Genomic DNA, 19,096 nt, shown 5'->3' on the forward strand with positions numbered 1-19,096 from the left:
TGTATTGATATAGAACAAGTGTTCGTATATAATGATTATTGTATAGGGAGGTTGTTAAGATGTATGACTATAACTTACTTGAAGATAGGGATGTTTTATGTATTGACCAAAAGAGTTTTTTTGCAAGTGTATCGTGTATGGAAAAAGGGTTGGATCCATTAACTACAAAATTAGCAGTAGTTGCTGATACTAAACGACAGGGGTCTGTAGTGTTAGCAGCTACACCGAAACTAAAAGAAATAGGGATAAAAACAGGTTCAAGATTATTCGAAATACCACATCGCAATGATATTTATATCATTAATCCAAGTATGAGAAAGTACTTGGAAGTATCTATTGAAATTTCAAAAATTGCACTTAAATATATTCCAGGTGAGGATTTACATCAGTATAGTATTGATGAATTTTTTATGGATGTAACTAATAGTTATCATAGATTTAATTCTACAGTAGCTTCATTTGCAGAAAGATTGCAGAAGGAAATTTTAGATAAAACGGGTATATATTGCACTATTGGAATAGGTTCCAATATGTTGTTAAGCAAAGTGGCTATGGATATAGAAGCCAAACACACAAAAACTGGTATTACTGAGTGGCGCTATCAAGATGTTCCGCAGAAACTATGGCATATTCAACCTTTAAGAGACTTTTGGGGAATTAATAAAAAAACAGAAATGAAACTTAATAAAAAAGGAATTATTACTATAGGAGATTTAGCGCAGTATCCTTACAGATATTTAAAGAAAGAATTTGGTATTTTAGGAACAGACATGCATTTACATGCTAATGGCATTGACCAAAGTAAAGTACGAGAAAAATACCAAGTTACTAATCCTTCAATATGTAAAAGCCAAATCTTAATGAGAGATTATCGTTTTGAAGAAACAAAAGTTGTGATACAAGAATTAATCGAAGATGTATCAAGTCGTATTAGAGCACGTAAGCAATTAGCACGTACAATACATTTTTCGTTTGGTTATACAGAAGGTGGCGGCGTACATAAGCAATACACTCTAACAGATCCTACTAATTTAGAAAAAGATATTTTTAAGGTAGTGAACTATTATGCGAATCAACTATGTGACAAAAGTGCATTATATCGAACATTGAGCATTTCATTAACCCAGTTGATTAGTGAAGAAGATAGACAGTTAAATTTGTTTATTGATGAATACGAACGGCGAAGAGATGAAAAATTAGCTAAGACAATAGACTATTTACAAAATAAGTATGGAAAGGGCATCGTATCAAAAGCGATTTCATATACTGATGCAGGAACTAAACATGGACGTTTAGGTCTAATGGCAGGACATAAAATGTAGAAAAGAATCCTCTTAACGATAGAGAAAAATTAGAGATTAAGACATTAAGCGTTTGTATTCTGGGAAATCCTAAAGCAGAATTTTCGGTAGCAAGAGCCCAGTATAGAGAATTTCGTTCAGAAATTATACTCCTAAAGCTTTTGTCCCAGTCTCATATTTATTATCAGTTAAGAGGATGTTTTTATAATATATAAGTTTCAAAAGAGTTTAGTGCTCTAACTCCTAATTCACGGTCTTGAGGTGTTTTAAAGCTAATGCGTAGAGCGCCTAAAATGTCTTCACGGACTTCTAAAATTTTTAAGTTACTTATAGAAATATTATGTAAACTTAGTATATTAGTAATTTTGTTAATCATACCCGGTTCATCTGGAATGTCTACATATAGATCATACGCTACATTTAGTGCTCCACGTTGTTTAACAGGGAGTTGATCTCTATAATTTTTTGCATCTTCAAAAAAAGAGTGTATAGTATCACTTTCATCATTTTTAATTGAAGCTGCGATAGCTTGGAACTGCAATTGTAACATTTCTAAAATATCTAAAATGTTTTCTTTGTTACTTAAGGTAATATCCCTCCACATATCAGCGTTACTGCTGGCAATACGGGTGATATCTCTGAAACCACCGGCTGCTAATTGCTTTACTAGTGCATGCTTGTTTGAATTATTTTCACTTAAATGTACTAAACTAGAAGCGACTATATGAGGAACATGGCTTACAATACCTGTAACATAGTCATGTTCTTGTGCGGTAGTAGTAATGAATTTAGCAGATGTTGAAGCTAGCAATTCTTGTAATTTGTTAGCAGCTAAAGCGTTTCGACTATCATTATAAACTAGAACATAATAAGCATTTTCAAATAAATATTTCTTAGAATTGAGCACACCTGATTTATGACTACCAGCCATTGGATGACCGCCAACAAGATGAATATTATGTTCTAAAAGGTATGATTCATATTGTTGAATGTTTACTTTCGTACTACTAGTATCTGTAACAATTAAATTAGGGCGTGTGCGATAGTTAGGTAATTCTTTTAAATATACTTCAGTCTGTTGAACAGGGGTAGCATAGATAATGATGTCAGCTTTTTCGATACCTAAAGCATAGTCTTCAATTTTTTCATCAATGATACCTATGGATTGTGCCTTATCGAGTTGAGTTAAATCAGCATCAAATGCAGAAATTTGAATATCTGGACGATAAAACTTTAAGTTACTTGCTAAACTACCGCCAATTAGACCTAGACCTACGAATAAAATATTTTTCAATTGAATCACCTTATTTCAAAATTTTCAGAATACATTTATTGTAAAATAGCCTACATAATTAAACAATAGATATATAGATAGATTAATAGAGATAGATGAGTAAGTACGATAAAATAAATATTAATAAGATAAAAGGAGGAAATAAGAGTGAGCGAAAAGGTTTTACAAACGATTAAAGAATTAACAGAAATTAATAGTCCTTCTGGTAATGCAGCTGAAGCTGTGAATTATGTAAAAGACAAAGTTGAAAGTTTAGGTTATCCTACTAAATTAACTAATAAAGGTGCATTAATCATTACTGTTAAAGGAAAAGATGATGAGCATCAAAGATGTATCACTGCACATGTAGACACACTTGGAGCTATGGTTAAAGAAATCAAAGACGATGGACGATTAGCGCTTAGTTTAATTGGTGGCTTTACTTATAATGCTATTGAAGGTGAGTATTGTGAAATTCAAACAGAAGCTGGCCAAGTATACACTGGAACAATTTGCCTACACGAAACAAGTGTACATGTCTACAAAGATAATCATGAAATTGAACGTAATATTGAACATATGGAAGTTCGTATAGATGAAAAAACATCTTCAGCTGAAGAAACAAGAGATTTAGGAATTGAAGTAGGGGACTTCATTAGTTTCGACCCTAGAACTCAAATTACACCTTCAGGATTCATTAAATCACGTCATTTAGATGATAAGGCCAGCGTAGCAATGATCTTAGAATTACTGGAAAAGTTAAAACAAGACGACATAACTTTACCTCATACTATCCAATTCTATATATCAAATAATGAAGAAATAGGATATGGCGCAAATGCTTCTATTTCAGAAAAGATTATAGAATTTATCGCATTTGATATGGGAGCATTGGGAGATGGCCAATCTTCAGATGAATATACAGTTTCTATTTGTGCCAAAGACAGTTCTGGTCCGTATCACAAAGAATTAAAATCTCATTTAATTAATTTATGTAAGATTAATCAAATTCCATATAAAGTAGACATTTATCCTTATTATGGATCTGACGCATCTGCAGCGCTTAGAGCTGGAGCTGATATTCGTCATGGTTTATTTGGAGCAGGAATCGAATCATCTCATGCACTAGAAAGAACTCATATTGATTCAATTAAAGCTACTCAAGACTTACTTTATGCATATTGTTTATCACCAATAAAATTGTAAAATGTCATTGACAATTAAAATAATTATATGTATTATACTGAATTATAAGAATTGTCAAATAATTTTAAGTAAAGTAGATAATATGATTTGTAGCATAAGAAAGCTAATGGTAGATGGGAATTAGCACGATATATTTTTGAATTGGGCTTAAAATGTATAATTGAATAATCATTGAGTGAACATGAAAATGTTAATTAAGGTGGCACCACGGTAACGCGTCCTTATAATTGAGGATAGCTAACCGTGGTGTCTTTTTGATTTACAATTTAATATCGTCTAATCACAACTAATTAACGAATAATCTAAAGAAGCAGCGTTAAGGAAGCATTTAATTTCAAAAAAAGTACAAATTAAATAGTCTGAATTTTCAAAATAAAAAAGGTGGAAAATTTTATTAATACTTAAGTCATTAAATAACTCATTTTATTAAGAAAAGGGTGAGCATATGGAAATATATTATGAAGTGATAAGAGCTAACATCACTCCAGAAGTTCTAGGTCAACTCAAAGAACAAAAGATTATATTAACCAGTTTGATATTCAGATTAATGATAATTTACTCAAACAATTGCCATTTGTTTCAGGGTTTATTGGTACGTGTAGTTTTGATTTAGTCAGACATGAATTTCCTATATTGCAACGACTCAATGTCGAAGCTAAGAAAGAACATGATGATGTACAACTATATATGATTGAAGATGTCTATGTATTTGACTACTACAGAGATGATTTGTATGTCATTGCTACTAATCAATTTTCAGAAGTAAGCAAAGATCAGTTAAAAACGAGAGTACAAGAACGTATTGAAAAGCTGTCATCTATTAAAGTATATGAACAAAATATGATAGCGCCACCAAATAGAACAAATGTAACAACTAATATAACTGATAGTGATTTTATAAATAATGTTAAATACTTAAAACAGCTAATTAAAGAAGGGGACATGTTTCAAGTTGTTCCATCAAGAATTTATCAATATCATCATCATTTTGGAGAAAATAAGTATCAATTAAGTTATCAACTCTATCAAAATTTAAAACGACGCAATCCTAGTCCATATATGTATTTTATCAATATGGGTGGGCCAATCATCGTTGGAAGTTCTCCAGAAAGTTTCGTCAAAGTTCATAATAATGAAGTCATTACTAATCCAATTGCCGGCACGATAAAAAGAGGTAAAACAAAAGAAGAAGATGAATATAATGCGAGTCACTTGTTAGCAGATGAAAAAGAAATAAGTGAACATAGCATGCTAGTAGATTTAGGACGAAATGATATTCATAGAGTAAGTAATACAGGGACTTCAAAAATTACAAAATTAATGGAAATTGAAAAATATGAACATGTAATGCATATCGTGAGTGAAGTTAAAGGTCAAATAAAAAAGGAACTGTCGCCTATGACTGTTATTGCCAATCTTTTACCTACTGGAACAGTTTCAGGTGCGCCAAAACTAAGAGCAATACAACGAATTTATGAAGTCTATCCTCATAAACGCGGTATATATAGTGGCGGTATTGGCTACATTAATTGTAATCAAAACTTAGATTTTGCTTTAGCCATTCGAACAATGTTTATTGATGATACTACAGTTCAAGTAGAGGCTGGTTGTGGTGTAGTGTATGACTCTATTCCTGAGAAAGAATTAGAAGAAACACGTTTGAAAGCGAAGAGTTTATTGGAGGTCTCCCCATGATACTAATTATCGATAATTATGATTCATTTACTTACAACTTAGTAGATATCGTAAAACAGCTAGATGAAGTGATAGTCAAATATCCAGACGACAAAGATGTGTTGAATTATAGTGACGAAATTAACGGTGTAATTATTTCTCCAGGGCCTGGTCATCCACTCGATAATGACTGTTTAATCAATGCTATTGATACATATAAACATTTACCAATCTTAGGTGTATGTTTAGGCGCTCAAGCACTCACTTGCTATTATGGCGGTAAGGTTGTTCAAGGTGTAAAGGTAATGCACGGCAAAGTAGACATAATGAAAGTATGTAGTCCAACGCTTCTATATCAAGATTTACCGACTGAATTTAAAGTTATGCGTTACCACTCATTGATAAGTGATGAAAATTCATTCCCTTCAAACTTAATTATTACAGGTAAGACCGAAGATAGCATCCAATCATTTGAAGATAACCACCATTTACATTTTGGTATTCAATATCATCCAGAGTCTTTCGCTACTGACTATGGAGAACGAATTATTACTCATTTTATACATCTTGTGCACGAAAGGAACAACTCAGATGAAACTACTAGAGCACATTTATAATCAAACTATTTTGACACAAGAACAATCGACAGAATTTATTAATACCTTAATTAATCAAGATATTAAATTTGAAGATAAGATTGAATTGCTTGAAGCATTTTCAAGAAAAGAAATTCATCAACAAGAGCTAACATATATTGTAGAAAGTCTAATTCACACAATGTATCCTACGCAACCGACTTATGATGGAAGTATATGTGTATGTGGAACTGGAGGCGACAAATCTAATAGTTTCAATATTTCTACAACCGCTTCATTTATTGTTGCAAGTGCTGGCGTACCAGTAATAAAACATGGTAACAAAAGTATAACCTCGAATTCTGGTAGTACAGATTTACTACATGAATTAGGTATTTCTACGACAGCTGTAACTGATGTAGCAGAGCAAGTGGCACAAAAAGGACTAGCGTTTATAAGTGCTATGGAATCTTATCCAATTATGAAGTACATTCAACCAGTTAGAAAAGCGATAAAGACACCTACAATTTTTAATTTAGTTGGCCCTTTAATTAATCCATTTAAGCTAACTTATCAAGTTATGGGCGTTTATGATCCATCTAAATCAAAAATGATTGTAAACACCTTAAAAGATTTAGGGCGTCGTAAAGCAATAGTGGTACATGGCGCAAATGGTATGGACGAAGCTACATTGTCCGGTGACAATGAAATTTACGAATTAAATGAAGATGGTTCTATTCGTCATTATCATTTAAACGCTAAAGACTTAGGTTTGAGAAATGCAGATAATAACGAACTAAAAGGTGGAACACCTCAGATTAATAAACAAATCACCTTGAACATTTTAAACAATCAAGATCACACTGTTAAACGTGACATAGTCGTTCTAAATGCAGCACTTGCACTTTATGTTACTGAAAAGGTTGAAACAATTAAGGCAGGAGTTAAGTTAGCTCAACATCTTATCGATAGTGGTCAAGCTATGAAACAGTATTTATTGATGGGAGCGTAATGAAATGACTATTTTAGATGAAATTGTAGCGTATAAAAAACAATTGCTAAATAAAGGATATTATGAGGAAAAATTAAATACTCTTAAAAATATAAAAGTGGCACATAAACAGAAATTAGTTGAAAATTTGAAAAGTAGCTTTAGATTAAATATTATTGCAGAAATTAAATCAAAAAGCCCCTCTGTATCTTCATTCCATGAACGTAATTTAGTTCAACAAGTAAAAGATTATGAACACTACGGTGCCAATGCGATTTCTATTTTAACAGATGAACAGTACTTTGGGGGGAGTTTTGAACGATTACAGGAACTTACTTTACATACTAACCTACCTGTATTATGCAAAGATTTTATTATACATCCGCTTCAAATAGATGTAGCTAAAAAAGCTGGCGCAAGCATAATTTTATTAATCGTCAATATTCTAACCGATGAACAATTGCATGATTTATATACTTATGCAAGTAATTTAGAATTAGAAGTTTTAGTTGAAGTACATGACAAAAGTGAATTAGAAAGAGCCTACCAATTAAACCCTAAAATAATAGGTGTAAATAATAGAGATTTAAAAACGTTCATTACAGATGTAACCCATACAAATCAAATATTGTATAACAAAAAGCAAGGATATTATTATATTTCAGAAAGTGGCATTAATACAAAAGATGATGTTGAAAAAATTATTAAGAGTGGAATAGATGGTTTATTAATAGGTGGAGCGCTAATGAATTGTCATGATTTAACTCATTTTTTACCATCTTTGAAAATGAGAAAGGTAAATCAAAAATGATACTCAAGTTTTGTGGATTTAAAACAGTTAAAGATGTAGCAAAAGTAAAATCATTAAATATTGATATGATTGGATTTATACATTTTCCTAAAAGTAAGCGTCACGTTGATATCCAGCAATTAAATAACTTAATGACAGTGGTTCCTAGAAAAATTGAAAAAGTCGTCGTAGTGGTAAACCCAACTTTTAAAGAAGTTCAAAACTTAATCATAAATACACCGCTTGATTGTATTCAGTTTCATGGTAACGAGTCAATCGAATTAATCAAAAAGGTTAGAGAAAATTATAAGAATATTAAGATAATTAAAGCGCTTCCTGCTACAAAAACTATCGCCAAATTAATAAAATTATATGAAAACTATACTGACTATCTAATTATAGATACACCTTCAGAACATTATGGAGGCACAGGACAAAAGTTTAATTGGGAATTACTCAATAATGTTCAAACGTCGACACCTTATTTAATCGCTGGAGGATTAGATATGGAAAGTGTGCATCAACTTGAACAATCAAATTTAAAACATGCTGGTTATGATATTTCTAGTGGCATTGAAAGTAATCATGACAAAGACTTAACTAAAATGAATAAAATCGTACATCTTGTGAAAGGAGATTTAAACTATGAATAACATCCAAACCGAAGCTGATGAATTAGGATTCTTTGGTGAATATGGAGGACAATATGTTCCAGAAACATTAATGCCAGCCATCATTGAATTAAAAAAAGAATATACGAAAGCGAAACAAGATCCTCATTTTCAAAAAGAAATCGCATATTATTTAAAAGAATATGTTGGTAGAGAGACACCCTTAACTTATGCTAAATCATACACAGAAACATTAGGAGGCGCCAAGATTTATCTTAAACGTGAAGACCTAAATCACACAGGCGCGCATAAAATCAATAATGCCATTGGTCAAGCTTTATTAGCGAAACGCATGGGAAAAAATAAATTGGTTGCTGAAACGGGTGCTGGTCAACATGGCGTAGCTAGTGCAACGGTTGCAACACTATTTGATATGGAACTGATTGTCTTCATGGGAAGAGAAGACATTAAAAGACAACAATTGAATGTCTTTCGTATGGAATTATTGGGCGCTAAAGTTGAAGCAGTGGATGACGGACAAGGCACATTGTCTGACGCAGTAAATAAAGCACTGCAATATTGGGTAAGTCATGTCGACGATACACATTATTTATTAGGCTCAGCACTTGGTCCGGATCCATTTCCAACGATGGTTCGAGACTTCCAAAGTGTCATTGGTAAAGAGATAAAGTCACAAATATTAGATAAAGAAGGCCGTTTACCAGACGCAATAGTAGCATGTGTAGGCGGGGGATCAAACGCAATAGGAACTTTTTATCCATTTATTCAAGATGACGTTAAATTATATGGTATTGAAGCAGCCGGTAAAGGTGTTAATACTGATAAGCATGCACTTGCTATTGGAAAAGGGCGACCAGGCGTACTTCATGGCTCAAAAATGTATTTAATTCAAGATGATAATGGACAAATAGAATTAGCACATTCTATATCTGCTGGGCTGGATTATCCTGGAATAGGACCAGAACATTCCTACTATCAAGATATAGGAAGAGTAAAATACGAGTGTGCAAATGACCGAGAAGCTATGGAAGCGCTCATCCGCTTCAGTAAAATAGAGGGAATTATCCCAGCGATTGAAAGTGCTCATGCACTAAGTTATGTAGAAAAATTAGCACCTACAATGAAGAAAGATGAAATTATTGTAGTTACAATTTCTGGACGTGGTGACAAGGATATGGAAACTATTCGACAATATACTAATGAAAGAGGTGGTATAAATGACTAAATTATTTATACCATACATTATGGGTAATAAAAATTTCATAAAAAATATTGCGGTATTAGATAAAAATGGGGCTGATATCATCGAAATTGGTGTGCCATTTTCAGATCCTGTGGCTGACGGGCCTGTGATTATGAATGCAGGGAACAAAGCAATTAAAGAGGGCGTGACCATTGATTTTATATTTAATGAATTAGTTTCGCATCAAAATGAGATAAAGTGTAAATATGTACTTATGACATATTACAATATTATTGTGTCATATGGAGAAAAAGCCTTTTTCAAAGAATGTGAAAAAGCAGGAGTATATGGCGTTATAATTCCAGATTTACCTTTTGAATTGGCCGAAGCATTGAAAAGAAGAATAAGTAACTACTCGGTGAAAATCATTTCACTTATAGCAATGACCGCTTCAGATGAACGTATTAAAACGATTGCAAGACATGCCGAGGGATTCATTTATACTGTGACAATGAATGCTACAACCGGAGAAGATGGAACTTTTCATCCTGAATTGAAAGAAAAAATAAATAGAATAAAAGAACTTACTGATATACCCGTGGTTGCAGGGTTTGGTATTAGAACCCCTGAACACGTTACTAACATCATAGAAGTGGCAGATGGTGTGGTAATTGGAAGTGAAATTGTTAAGAGATTTGAAAGCTATGATCCAATCAAAATGGAGAACTATTTAGTGTCAATAAGAGGGGCATTAAATAAATAAATAGCAACTGTTAATTTCAGTATAATAATACAATTAGAATGGTTGGCAAAGCGTGTGCAAATACTTTAAAATAAAATTAACATAATTATTTAATAAGCTGAAAACTTAGTCTTTCAGCTCTTATTATTTGTCTACATCAATATAAAATAAATTGAAGCATTTGTCTGTATTAATAGTTTCTATTTCAGTTTTATAAATATCTATTGTATACTTATTGAGATTAGAGAAAAATAATTTCAAAGTAATGCTTAGAAGAAAATTATTTAACTGAAATAGTGAACATTAATCTAGATAAAGATATCTTAAATTAGGAGTTATAAATAATGAAGTTTACAAATTTAACGGCTAAAGAGTTTGGCGAATTCACAGATAAAATGCCATACAGCCACTTTACGCAAATGACTGAAAACTATGAATTAAAAGTTGCGGAAAAAACTGAAACTCATTTGGTTGGAATTAAAAATAACAATAATGAAGTCATTGCTGCATGTCTTTTAACTGCTGTGCCAGTAATGAAATTCTTTAAATACTTTTACAGTAACCGCGGTCCAGTTATTGATTTCGAGAATAAAGAACTTGTTCACTTTTTCTTTCATGAATTAGAAAAATATCTTAAACAACATAATTGTCTATATGTGCGCATAGATCCATATTTACCTTATCAGTATCGTAATCATGATGGTGAGATTACTGGTAATGCTGGTAATGACTGGTTCTTTGATAAAATGAAACATTTAGGCTATGCTCATGAAGGCTTTACAACAGGATTTGACCCTATCCTACAAATCCGCTTCCATTCAGTTTTAGATTTAAAAAATAAATCAGCTAAAGATGTATTAAATGGAATGGATAGTCTACGTAAAAGAAATACTAAAAAAGTACAAAAAAATGGTGTAAAAGTTAGATTCTTAACTGAAGATGAATTACCAATTTTCAGATCATTTATGGAAGACACAAGTGAAACGAAAGATTTCGCTGATAGAGAAGATACGTTCTATTATCATAGATATAAACATTTTAAAGATAGAGTGTTAGTACCATTAGCGTACATTAAATTTGATGAATACTTAGAAGAGCTTCAAAATGAACGTGAAACATTAACTAAAGATTTAAATAAAGCGTTAAAAGATATTGAAAAACGTCCTGAAAACAAAAAGGCTCATAATAAAAAAGCAAATCTTGAACAACAATTAGATGCTAATCAACAAAAAATTGATGAAGCTACTAAATTGCAAAGTGAACATGGTAATGAGTTACCAATCTCTGCTGGTTTCTTCTTCATCAACCCATTTGAAGTAGTTTATTATGCAGGTGGTACTTCTAATAAATATAGACACTTTGCTGGAAGTTATGCTGTTCAATGGACAATGATTAACTATGCTTTAGAACATGGCATCGATAGATATAATTTCTACGGTATTAGTGGACACTTTACTGAAGATGCAGAAGACGCTGGTGTAGTAAAATTCAAAAAAGGATTTAACGCTGATGTAATTGAATATGTGGGAGATTTCGTTAAACCTATAAATAAACCAATGTACTCAGTTTATAGAACGCTTAAAAAGATTAAAAAATAGATTTGATTAAGAGGGGAATAGACTAATATGAAATTTACAGAGTTAACAGTAAAAGAATATGAAAACTTTGTACAAAACCCATCACTAGAAAGTCATTACTTCCAAGTAAAAGAGAATATTCAAACTCGTGAAAATGATGGTTTTGAAGTCGTGTTATTAGGTGTGAAAGACGAAAGCAATAAAGTAATTGCGGCTAGCCTTTTTTCTAAAATTCCGACTATGGGAAGTTATGTTTATTATTCAAATCGTGGACCAGTTATGGATTATTCAGATTTAGGTCTTGTCGATTTTTACTTACGCGAACTAGAAAAATATTTACAACAACATCAATGTTTATATGTTAAATTAGACCCTTATTGGATTTATCAAATATATGATAAAGACATTAATCCAATTGAAGGTCGAGAAAAAAATGACGCTTTAGTAAACTTATTTAAATCTCATGGTTATGAACATCATGGCTTCACTACTAAATACGATACTTCAAGCCAAGTGCGATGGATGGGTGTCGATTATCTTAAAGGTGAAACACCTGCTTCACTTAAAAAGCAATTCGACAGTCAACGTAAGAGAAATATTAATAAAGCGATAAACTATGGGGTTAAAGTAAGATTTCTAAATCGAGATGAGTTTCACATCTTTTTAGACTTATATCGTGAAACTGAAGCAAGAACGGGATTTGTATCTAAAACTGATGAATATTTCTATAACTTTATTGATACATATGGGGATAAGGTTCTTGTTCCACTTGCATATATTGATCTTGATGAGTATATTAAAACTTTACAAGAATCACTTAGTGATAAAGAGTCTCGTCGTGATCAAATGATGGCAAAAGAAAATAAAAATGATAAACAACTTAAGAAAATTGCCGAATTAGATAAACAAATAGAACATGACCAAAAAGAGCTCTTAAATGCGAGTGAATTACGTCAAACAGATGGTCAAATTTTAAATTTAGCTTCTGGTGTATACTTTGCAAATGCCTACGAGGTTAATTACTTCTCTGGAGGATCATCAGAAAAATATAATAATTACATGGGACCATACATGATGCATTGGCATATGATGAATTATTGCTTTGATCATGGTTATGATCGATATAATTTCTATGGCTTATCTGGTGATTTTACTGAAAATAGCGAGGATTACGGTGTTTATCGCTTTAAACGAGGCTTCAATGTACATATTGAAGAGTTAATAGGAGATTTTTATAAACCAATCAATAAAGTAAAATATTGGTTATTTACGACACTTGATCGTATACGTAAGAAAGTTAAAAAATAAAGTTTGAAAGAAAAGCATATTGGCATGACGCCAGTATGCTTTCTTTTTTATCGTAATAAGTGATAGAGCCAAATTACGATATAGTGTAGGTAAATTCTAAGTTGTCATTGCATGTTGTAGCCTACAAATTAATAATAGCACACCTCTAGATTTTAGCAATAATATTCCAAAAGAAATTTATTTTGCAAAATTAATAAATATTATAATATAGAGTCTTTTAATTTTTAGTTCCAATGATGATTAGGTTGAGAGATAGATAATTCATTAATTAAAACGTAAAAATTACGAATTAATGCTGAAAATATATATCAACTTAAATAACGGTAGTTAATAGTTAGAACTAAATCCTACAGTTTAGCACTAACAAGAATTTAATATATCATTACATAAGCAACGATCATATACATATATTACATTTGAGCGAAATTCTAGTTTAACGTCTCCATACAGAGCTTTATATCATTACTAATTTTGTTGCATTTAAGCTTAGCAAGTTTGTATAAGTATAAAAATATGAGTTGCTAGACAAATCTAGATTATAACTAAAAAGTAAAATTCAGCTTAATAAATATAAACATAAATAAGACAACTGTACAGAAAGGATTATAAAAATGCTCAGAAATCGTCCTGACAGCGTCATTAAATATAAGATATTAATTATTTAATCTTTTAGTTTACATAATATATATTATAGGAAGTTATATATTAAGTTTTAGGGGACCTATCCTTTTACATTATTTTAGCTTAATTACTAGTTTTAATAAGTACTTATTTAATGTCTATCGCCATTAGTTGATTAGTTTCAGTAAATCACAAATATATCTTATGATAATATCTATACATATATATACTATATAAAGGAGTTGATACGACTCATGAATTTGGTTTTTGATATTGATGGTACGATATGCTTTGATGGTCAACAAATTAACGAAGAAATAACTCGAAGATTAATTAGTTTACATAACGTAGGACATAAGATTATTTTTGCCTCGGCAAGACCAATACGTGATCTTTTACCCGTTTTACCTAAAAATTTTCCTGATATTTCATTAATTGGTGGTAATGGTTCAATTATTTCTATGAATAAATCAATTAAAACTTTAGCTACTATATCTCATGAAGATTTTCAAATTATTAAAGGCGTTATTAATAAGTATAATTTAAATTATATAGTCGATGACAAATGGGATTATGCTGCTAATGTTAGTGCTACCAATGAAATCTATAAGCGTTTAGATCCATTACATTTAGCACAAGAACAATCTATAGATAACATAATTTCGCCTATCAAGGTGATTCTATTAAATATACCTACGCAATATTTCGAAGATATTGCAGCACAATTAAGTACGAAAGCTCCACATTTATCTTTAATTAATCATTCAAATGAACTTAATATAGATATTACTGCACAGCATATTAATAAATATACTGCTATTGAGTACATACTTGGCCTGAACCCAATGTACATTGCCTTTGGTAATGACCATAATGATTTTACGATGCTATATAACGCTAAGGCTGGTTATTTTGTTAATAATAAAGGGGTTGATTGCCCTACTTTTGAAAATAATCAAAGATTACAAATCATAGAGCCAAATGTAGCCTCAATATGTAACATACTTGATCAATTATTAGAAAAAGCATCCATTTAATAGTAATAGATATATTAAAAACCGTTGAAATGTATTAATATTTCAACGGTTTTGTTTCCTATTCTCTTCTACTTTCTATAGAAAAGTAATTAAAAACGACGACGATGTTTTCTATCCTCATTTTCATACTTCTGTATTTCTTTTTCTAATTTTCTTTGTTTACGTTCACGTCTCCAATTTCTAGTAAAATACCATAATAAGAAACTGATAATTAAACTTATGATTGCTAAAAAGGCAGCATAGCCAAGTAATGGTTGGAATGAAATATCATAGAAATTAGGTATAAAGAATGCTAATACTCCCAACACTATAAAAGTAATGATTGCTGATATGATCCACTTTTTCAAAACTAAAGAACAAAATACTGTTAAAAGAATCATAGCAACTATAGTAATCCATAAATAATTAGGCATATCAAAAATAGTCATGTAAAACTCCTTGCATTGTAAATAGTTATAAATGTATATAGCATTATTTTACTTAATTATACAATGTTATAAAAGTGAAATACTCGGCCTAAAGGCTTAATAATGAGAATGAAAATAAACTTGTGTATAATAATTGTAAAACTAGATTCAAGGAGTGATTAGATGTCAACAGGCTTACCATTAAGAAAAGATGTGGCTCAAGAAGAAAAATGGGATTTAAAAGATTTATTTAAAGATGATCAGCAGTTTTATGAGATTTTAGAAAAAACGATAAATGATGCTAAAACTTTAAATCAACAACATAAAAATAAAATATCCTCTTCTAATATTCATGAGGTATTAAACGAATATGAAACGATACTAATTCAATTAGATCGTTTAGGCAATTATGCAGAATTAAGATTGAGCGTAGATACTTCGAATGAAGAAGCTCAAACATTAAGTGCTAAACTGTCAACTTCTTATGGCAAAATTACTAGCCAATTATCATTTGTAGAATCTGAAATTTCAGCGTTGTCTAATAGTGAAATTGAGGACGCTATGGCTAAATCAAATATCCCTCACTATTTACAAAAAATAATGAGTAATAAGCCTTATCAGTTATCTCCAGAGGTAGAAGAAGTCTTAGCGAGTTTATCCCCTACTTTCCAAAGTGCATACGAACTTTATGGTACAACTAAAATGTTAGATATTGCTTTTGAATCATTTGAACATAATAATGTGAATTACCCGTTAGATTATGCAACTTTTGAAAATGAGTATGAAGATAATCCAGATCCTGAATTTAGACGTAAAAGTTTCCAAAATTTCAGTAATGCTTTAAGAAAATATCAGCATACGACTGCGGCTACTTATAATCAGCATGTGCAACAAGAAAAAATTGAAGCAGATTTAAGAGGTTATGACTCAGTGATTGATTATCTATTACATGATCAAGAAGTAACACGTGAAATGTATGACCGCCAAATTGATGTAATCATGAGTGATTTAGCGCCTGTAATGCAAAAATATGCGAAATTACTTCAAAGAATTCATGGTTTAGACAAAATGCGTTTTGAGGATTTGAAAATCTCAGTAGATCCAAGTTATGAACCTCAAATTTCAATTGAAGAATCTAAAAAATACATTCATGGTGCACTTAATGTTTTAGGTGAAGATTATATCAAAATGATTGATAACGCCTACAAAGATCGTTGGATTGATTTTGCTCAAAATAAAGGTAAAGATACTGGTGCTTATTGCGCAAGTCCTTATTTCACTCATTCATATGTCTTTATCTCTTGGACTGGTAAAATGGCCGAAACATTTGTATTGGCACATGAATTAGGTCATGCAGGACATTTTACATTAGCACAACAACACCAAAATTTATTAGATTCTGAAGCCTCTATGTATTTTGTTGAAGCACCTTCTACAATGAATGAAATGCTTATGGCAAATTACTTATTTAGTAATAGTGACAACCCTAAATTTAAACGCTGGGTCATCGGTTCTATCTTATCTCGTACTTATTATCATAATATGGTGACTCACTTGCTTGAAGCGGCGTACCAACGTGAAGTATATCGTAAAGTCGATAATGGAGAATCTTTAACTGCTTCAGTATTAAATAATATTATGCGTACTGTTTATGAACAATTTTTCGGTGATGCAGTTGAACTCACTGATGGTACAGAATTAACATGGATGCGTCAACCTCACTATTATATGGGATTATATTCATATACTTATTCTGCTGGTTTAACAATTGGAACAGTGATGTCTCAAAAAATTAGAAAAGAGGGTCAATCAGCTGTTGATGCCTGGTTAGATACGCTTAAAGCCGGAGGTAGTCAATCACCAGTTGACCTGGCTAAAATTGCTGGTGTTGATATTACAACAGATGCGCCATTAAAATCCACAATCAAATATATATCTGAATTAGTAAATGAAGTCGAATCTCTTACAGATCAAATTGAACAAGAAAACTTGTAGACGTCAATTAATTACTCATAATCTCTATTTTTTATAAAAAATCAAAAACCCCGTTATTTGAATAATCACAAATAACGGGGTTAATTATATTTATTTATCTTAATTTGGGTTATTTTAGAATAAATGCATTAATTGAAAAATCTAGAAATTTCTTTATTGACGAGAAGACTTTTCATAATGTTCGCCAGTAAAGTAATAATATACACTTTCAGCGATATTACTTACATGGTCTCCCACGCGTTCTAAATTTCTTGCAGCTAAATGTGCTTGTCCAGCTACGAATGGATCATTATCGATAAGATACGTAGTATTGACGATATTAACATATAAATCATCGATATCTTTGTCTCGTTCAATCACTTCTTTAATCAATGTAATATCTTCTTGTTTAGCTGCATTGTTTAAATCTTGAAGCATAAGCATTGCCAATTTACCCATTGTCTTTAAACGTGTTAACACGTAATGGTCTGTAATCTTTACTCTTAAACGGATATGAGCAATATTAGCAGCATTATCCCCCATTCTTTCGAAATCAGTTGAAATTTTTAAAGCTGACATCATCATTCTTAAATCAGTCGCAATAGGTTGTTGTTTAGTAATCAACATAATAACTTTCTCATTGATATCACAATCGAATTCATTAATCTCTTTGTCTCGTTCAATCACTTCTCTTGCAAAATTTTTATCATCTTCACTTAACGACACTAACGCACTTTCAATATTAAAATAAACACGAAGACCAAGTCGACGGATATCTTTTATTAACTCGTCTAATTGACCTTCGTATTTTTGTCTAATAATCGTCATGTAGAATATTAACCGAAACGTCCTGAAATGTAATCTTCTGTTTGTTTATCAGAAGGATTTGAGAAGATTTTATCAGTGTCGTCGTATTCATTTACATAACCATTAAGGAAGAATGCAGTTTTATCAGATACACGCGCAGCTTGTTGCATGTTGTGTGTAACCATAATAATTGAATAATTTTCTTTTAATTCTTGAACTAATTCTTCAACTCTTAAAGTTGAGATTGGGTCAAGTGCTGATGTTGGTTCGTCCATAAGAATAACATCAGGTTCGATTGCTAAACATCTTGCGATACATACACGTTGTTGTTGCCCACCAGATAAACCGTAAGCATTTGTATGTAATCTATCTTTTAACTCATCCCAAATTGCAGCGCCACGTAATGATTTTTCAACAATTTCATCAAGAATTTTTTTATCTTTAATACCATGTGTTTTAGGACCATAAGTAATATTATCATAAATTGATTTAGGGAATGGGTTTGGTTGTTGGAATACCATTCCTACATTCGTTCTTAATTTTTCTTTTGAATAATTTTCATCAAAGATGTTTTGGTCACGGTATAAAATTTTACCTGCTGTTTTAACTGATGGTACTAATTCAACCATACGGTTTAATGTTTTAATATAAGTTGATTTACCACAACCTGATGGTCCGATAATAGCAGTTACGTTATTTTCTAAAATATCTAAATTGATATTTTGTAAAGCGTGAGTATCTCCGTACCATAAATCTAAATTTTGAGTAGAATAAACTACTTTTTTGTTAGCGTCAGATTCTTTAGATTGGTTGTGTTGATTTTCGTTTGAAGAAACAACCGTAGATACTGGCGTTTGAGAATGATCAGTATGTTTAGCTACTTCTTGTTTTTTTTCATCTACATTTGTATTTGCCATAATTAAAACTCCTTCTATATTTGAGAGAAAAGTGATAATACACTTTTTCTCTCCCCCAAAATTACGTTAAATGAATTTAAA

Annotated in this window: 16 protein-coding genes and 1 pseudogene; 13 read left to right on the forward strand and 4 right to left on the reverse strand. The window is 31.3% G+C overall.

The window, feature by feature from the left end; all coding sequences use genetic code 11:
* The first annotated feature begins 59 nt into the window (after positions 1 to 59).
* Positions 60 to 1,322, forward strand: a complete 1,263-nt coding sequence (locus tag E2558_RS03515) for a Y-family DNA polymerase (RefSeq protein ID WP_126566821.1) — start codon at positions 60 to 62, stop codon at positions 1,320 to 1,322.
* Between the two features lie 181 nt (positions 1,323 to 1,503).
* Here the strand turns inward: E2558_RS03515 and E2558_RS03520 are convergent, their stop codons facing one another.
* On the reverse strand, positions 1,504 to 2,595 hold the full coding sequence (locus E2558_RS03520) for a prephenate dehydrogenase (protein ID WP_126566822.1): 1,092 nt from the start codon (positions 2,593 to 2,595) through the stop codon (positions 1,504 to 1,506).
* Between the two features lie 147 nt (positions 2,596 to 2,742).
* On the opposite strand from E2558_RS03520, the gene E2558_RS03525 reads away from it, so the two are divergent.
* The 11 genes and pseudogenes from E2558_RS03525 to E2558_RS03575 all read left to right on the forward strand — a co-directional run bounded on the left by E2558_RS03525 (position 2,743) and on the right by E2558_RS03575 (position 14,910).
* Positions 2,743 to 3,780, forward strand: coding sequence for a M42 family metallopeptidase (locus E2558_RS03525; RefSeq protein WP_126566823.1), 1,038 nt, complete (start codon positions 2,743 to 2,745; stop codon positions 3,778 to 3,780).
* Positions 3,781 to 4,225: 445 nt separating this feature from the next.
* Positions 4,226 to 5,475: pseudogene (locus tag E2558_RS03530) on the forward strand (anthranilate synthase component I).
* On the forward strand, positions 5,472 to 6,071 hold the full coding sequence (locus E2558_RS03535; RefSeq protein WP_126566825.1) for an anthranilate synthase component II: 600 nt from the start codon (positions 5,472 to 5,474) through the stop codon (positions 6,069 to 6,071). The pseudogene E2558_RS03530 and the gene E2558_RS03535 overlap by 4 nt, the downstream one beginning before the upstream one ends.
* Positions 6,046 to 7,041, forward strand: coding sequence for an anthranilate phosphoribosyltransferase (trpD, locus tag E2558_RS03540; protein ID WP_126566826.1), 996 nt, complete (start codon positions 6,046 to 6,048; stop codon positions 7,039 to 7,041). The genes E2558_RS03535 and trpD overlap by 26 nt, the downstream gene beginning before the upstream one ends.
* Positions 7,042 to 7,045: 4 nt before the next feature.
* Positions 7,046 to 7,831, forward strand: a complete 786-nt coding sequence (gene trpC, locus E2558_RS03545; RefSeq protein WP_126566827.1) for an indole-3-glycerol phosphate synthase TrpC — start codon at positions 7,046 to 7,048, stop codon at positions 7,829 to 7,831.
* Positions 7,828 to 8,463, forward strand: coding sequence for a phosphoribosylanthranilate isomerase (locus E2558_RS03550; protein ID WP_126566828.1), 636 nt, complete (start codon positions 7,828 to 7,830; stop codon positions 8,461 to 8,463). Before trpC ends, E2558_RS03550 begins: the two co-directional genes overlap by 4 nt.
* Positions 8,456 to 9,667 (forward strand): tryptophan synthase subunit beta, encoded by a 1,212-nt coding sequence (gene trpB / locus E2558_RS03555; RefSeq protein ID WP_126566829.1) that lies wholly within the window; start codon positions 8,456 to 8,458, stop codon positions 9,665 to 9,667. Before E2558_RS03550 ends, trpB begins: the two co-directional genes overlap by 8 nt.
* Positions 9,660 to 10,388 (forward strand): tryptophan synthase subunit alpha, encoded by a 729-nt coding sequence (trpA, locus tag E2558_RS03560; protein WP_126566830.1) that lies wholly within the window; start codon positions 9,660 to 9,662, stop codon positions 10,386 to 10,388. Before trpB ends, trpA begins: the two co-directional genes overlap by 8 nt.
* 323 nt (positions 10,389 to 10,711) lie before the next feature.
* The gene (locus tag E2558_RS03565) at positions 10,712 to 11,965 is read left to right on the forward strand and encodes an aminoacyltransferase (RefSeq protein ID WP_126566831.1); all 1,254 of its coding nucleotides are present in this window, start codon (positions 10,712 to 10,714) and stop codon (positions 11,963 to 11,965) included.
* A gap of 27 nt (positions 11,966 to 11,992) precedes the next feature.
* The gene (locus tag E2558_RS03570; protein WP_126566832.1) at positions 11,993 to 13,252 is read left to right on the forward strand and encodes an aminoacyltransferase; all 1,260 of its coding nucleotides are present in this window, start codon (positions 11,993 to 11,995) and stop codon (positions 13,250 to 13,252) included.
* A gap of 875 nt (positions 13,253 to 14,127) precedes the next feature.
* Complete coding sequence (locus tag E2558_RS03575) at positions 14,128 to 14,910, forward strand: HAD-IIB family hydrolase (RefSeq protein ID WP_126566833.1); 783 nt, start codon at positions 14,128 to 14,130, stop codon at positions 14,908 to 14,910.
* Positions 14,911 to 14,999: 89 nt separating this feature from the next.
* Here E2558_RS03575 and E2558_RS03580 read toward each other — a convergent pair whose 3' ends face one another.
* On the reverse strand, positions 15,000 to 15,338 hold the full coding sequence (locus E2558_RS03580; protein WP_126566834.1) for a hypothetical protein: 339 nt from the start codon (positions 15,336 to 15,338) through the stop codon (positions 15,000 to 15,002).
* Between the two features lie 162 nt (positions 15,339 to 15,500).
* On the opposite strand from E2558_RS03580, the gene pepF reads away from it, so the two are divergent.
* On the forward strand, positions 15,501 to 17,312 hold the full coding sequence (gene pepF, locus E2558_RS03585; protein WP_126566835.1) for an oligoendopeptidase F: 1,812 nt from the start codon (positions 15,501 to 15,503) through the stop codon (positions 17,310 to 17,312).
* A gap of 153 nt (positions 17,313 to 17,465) precedes the next feature.
* Here the strand turns inward: pepF and phoU are convergent, their stop codons facing one another.
* Positions 17,466 to 18,119, reverse strand: a complete 654-nt coding sequence (phoU, locus tag E2558_RS03590) for a phosphate signaling complex protein PhoU (protein ID WP_126566836.1) — start codon at positions 18,117 to 18,119, stop codon at positions 17,466 to 17,468.
* Positions 18,120 to 18,127: 8 nt separating this feature from the next.
* Entirely contained in the window at positions 18,128 to 19,015 is an 888-nt protein-coding gene (pstB, locus tag E2558_RS03595) for a phosphate ABC transporter ATP-binding protein PstB (protein WP_126566837.1), read from the reverse strand.
* Positions 19,016 to 19,096 lie beyond the last annotated feature (81 nt).

Source organism: Staphylococcus pragensis, from assembly GCF_004785665.1.
GTDB lineage: Bacteria > Bacillota > Bacilli > Staphylococcales > Staphylococcaceae > Staphylococcus > Staphylococcus pragensis.

Coding starts and splice junctions, on each gene's coding strand:
- trpB (WP_126566829.1), top strand. CDS start 8,456: ATGAATAACATCCAAACCGAAGCTGATGAATTAGGATTCTTTGGTGAA.
- E2558_RS03550 (WP_126566828.1), top strand. CDS start 7,828: ATGATACTCAAGTTTTGTGGATTTAAAACAGTTAAAGATGTAGCAAAA.
- trpA (WP_126566830.1), top strand. CDS start 9,660: ATGACTAAATTATTTATACCATACATTATGGGTAATAAAAATTTCATA.
- E2558_RS03515 (WP_126566821.1), top strand. CDS start 60: ATGTATGACTATAACTTACTTGAAGATAGGGATGTTTTATGTATTGAC.
- E2558_RS03535 (WP_126566825.1), top strand. CDS start 5,472: ATGATACTAATTATCGATAATTATGATTCATTTACTTACAACTTAGTA.
- phoU (WP_126566836.1), bottom strand. CDS start 18,119: ATGACGATTATTAGACAAAAATACGAAGGTCAATTAGACGAGTTAATA.
- pstB (WP_126566837.1), bottom strand. CDS start 19,015: ATGGCAAATACAAATGTAGATGAAAAAAAACAAGAAGTAGCTAAACAT.
- pepF (WP_126566835.1), top strand. CDS start 15,501: ATGTCAACAGGCTTACCATTAAGAAAAGATGTGGCTCAAGAAGAAAAA.
- E2558_RS03580 (WP_126566834.1), bottom strand. CDS start 15,338: ATGACTATTTTTGATATGCCTAATTATTTATGGATTACTATAGTTGCT.
- E2558_RS03570 (WP_126566832.1), top strand. CDS start 11,993: ATGAAATTTACAGAGTTAACAGTAAAAGAATATGAAAACTTTGTACAA.
- trpC (WP_126566827.1), top strand. CDS start 7,046: ATGACTATTTTAGATGAAATTGTAGCGTATAAAAAACAATTGCTAAAT.
- E2558_RS03575 (WP_126566833.1), top strand. CDS start 14,128: ATGAATTTGGTTTTTGATATTGATGGTACGATATGCTTTGATGGTCAA.
- E2558_RS03565 (WP_126566831.1), top strand. CDS start 10,712: ATGAAGTTTACAAATTTAACGGCTAAAGAGTTTGGCGAATTCACAGAT.
- trpD (WP_126566826.1), top strand. CDS start 6,046: ATGAAACTACTAGAGCACATTTATAATCAAACTATTTTGACACAAGAA.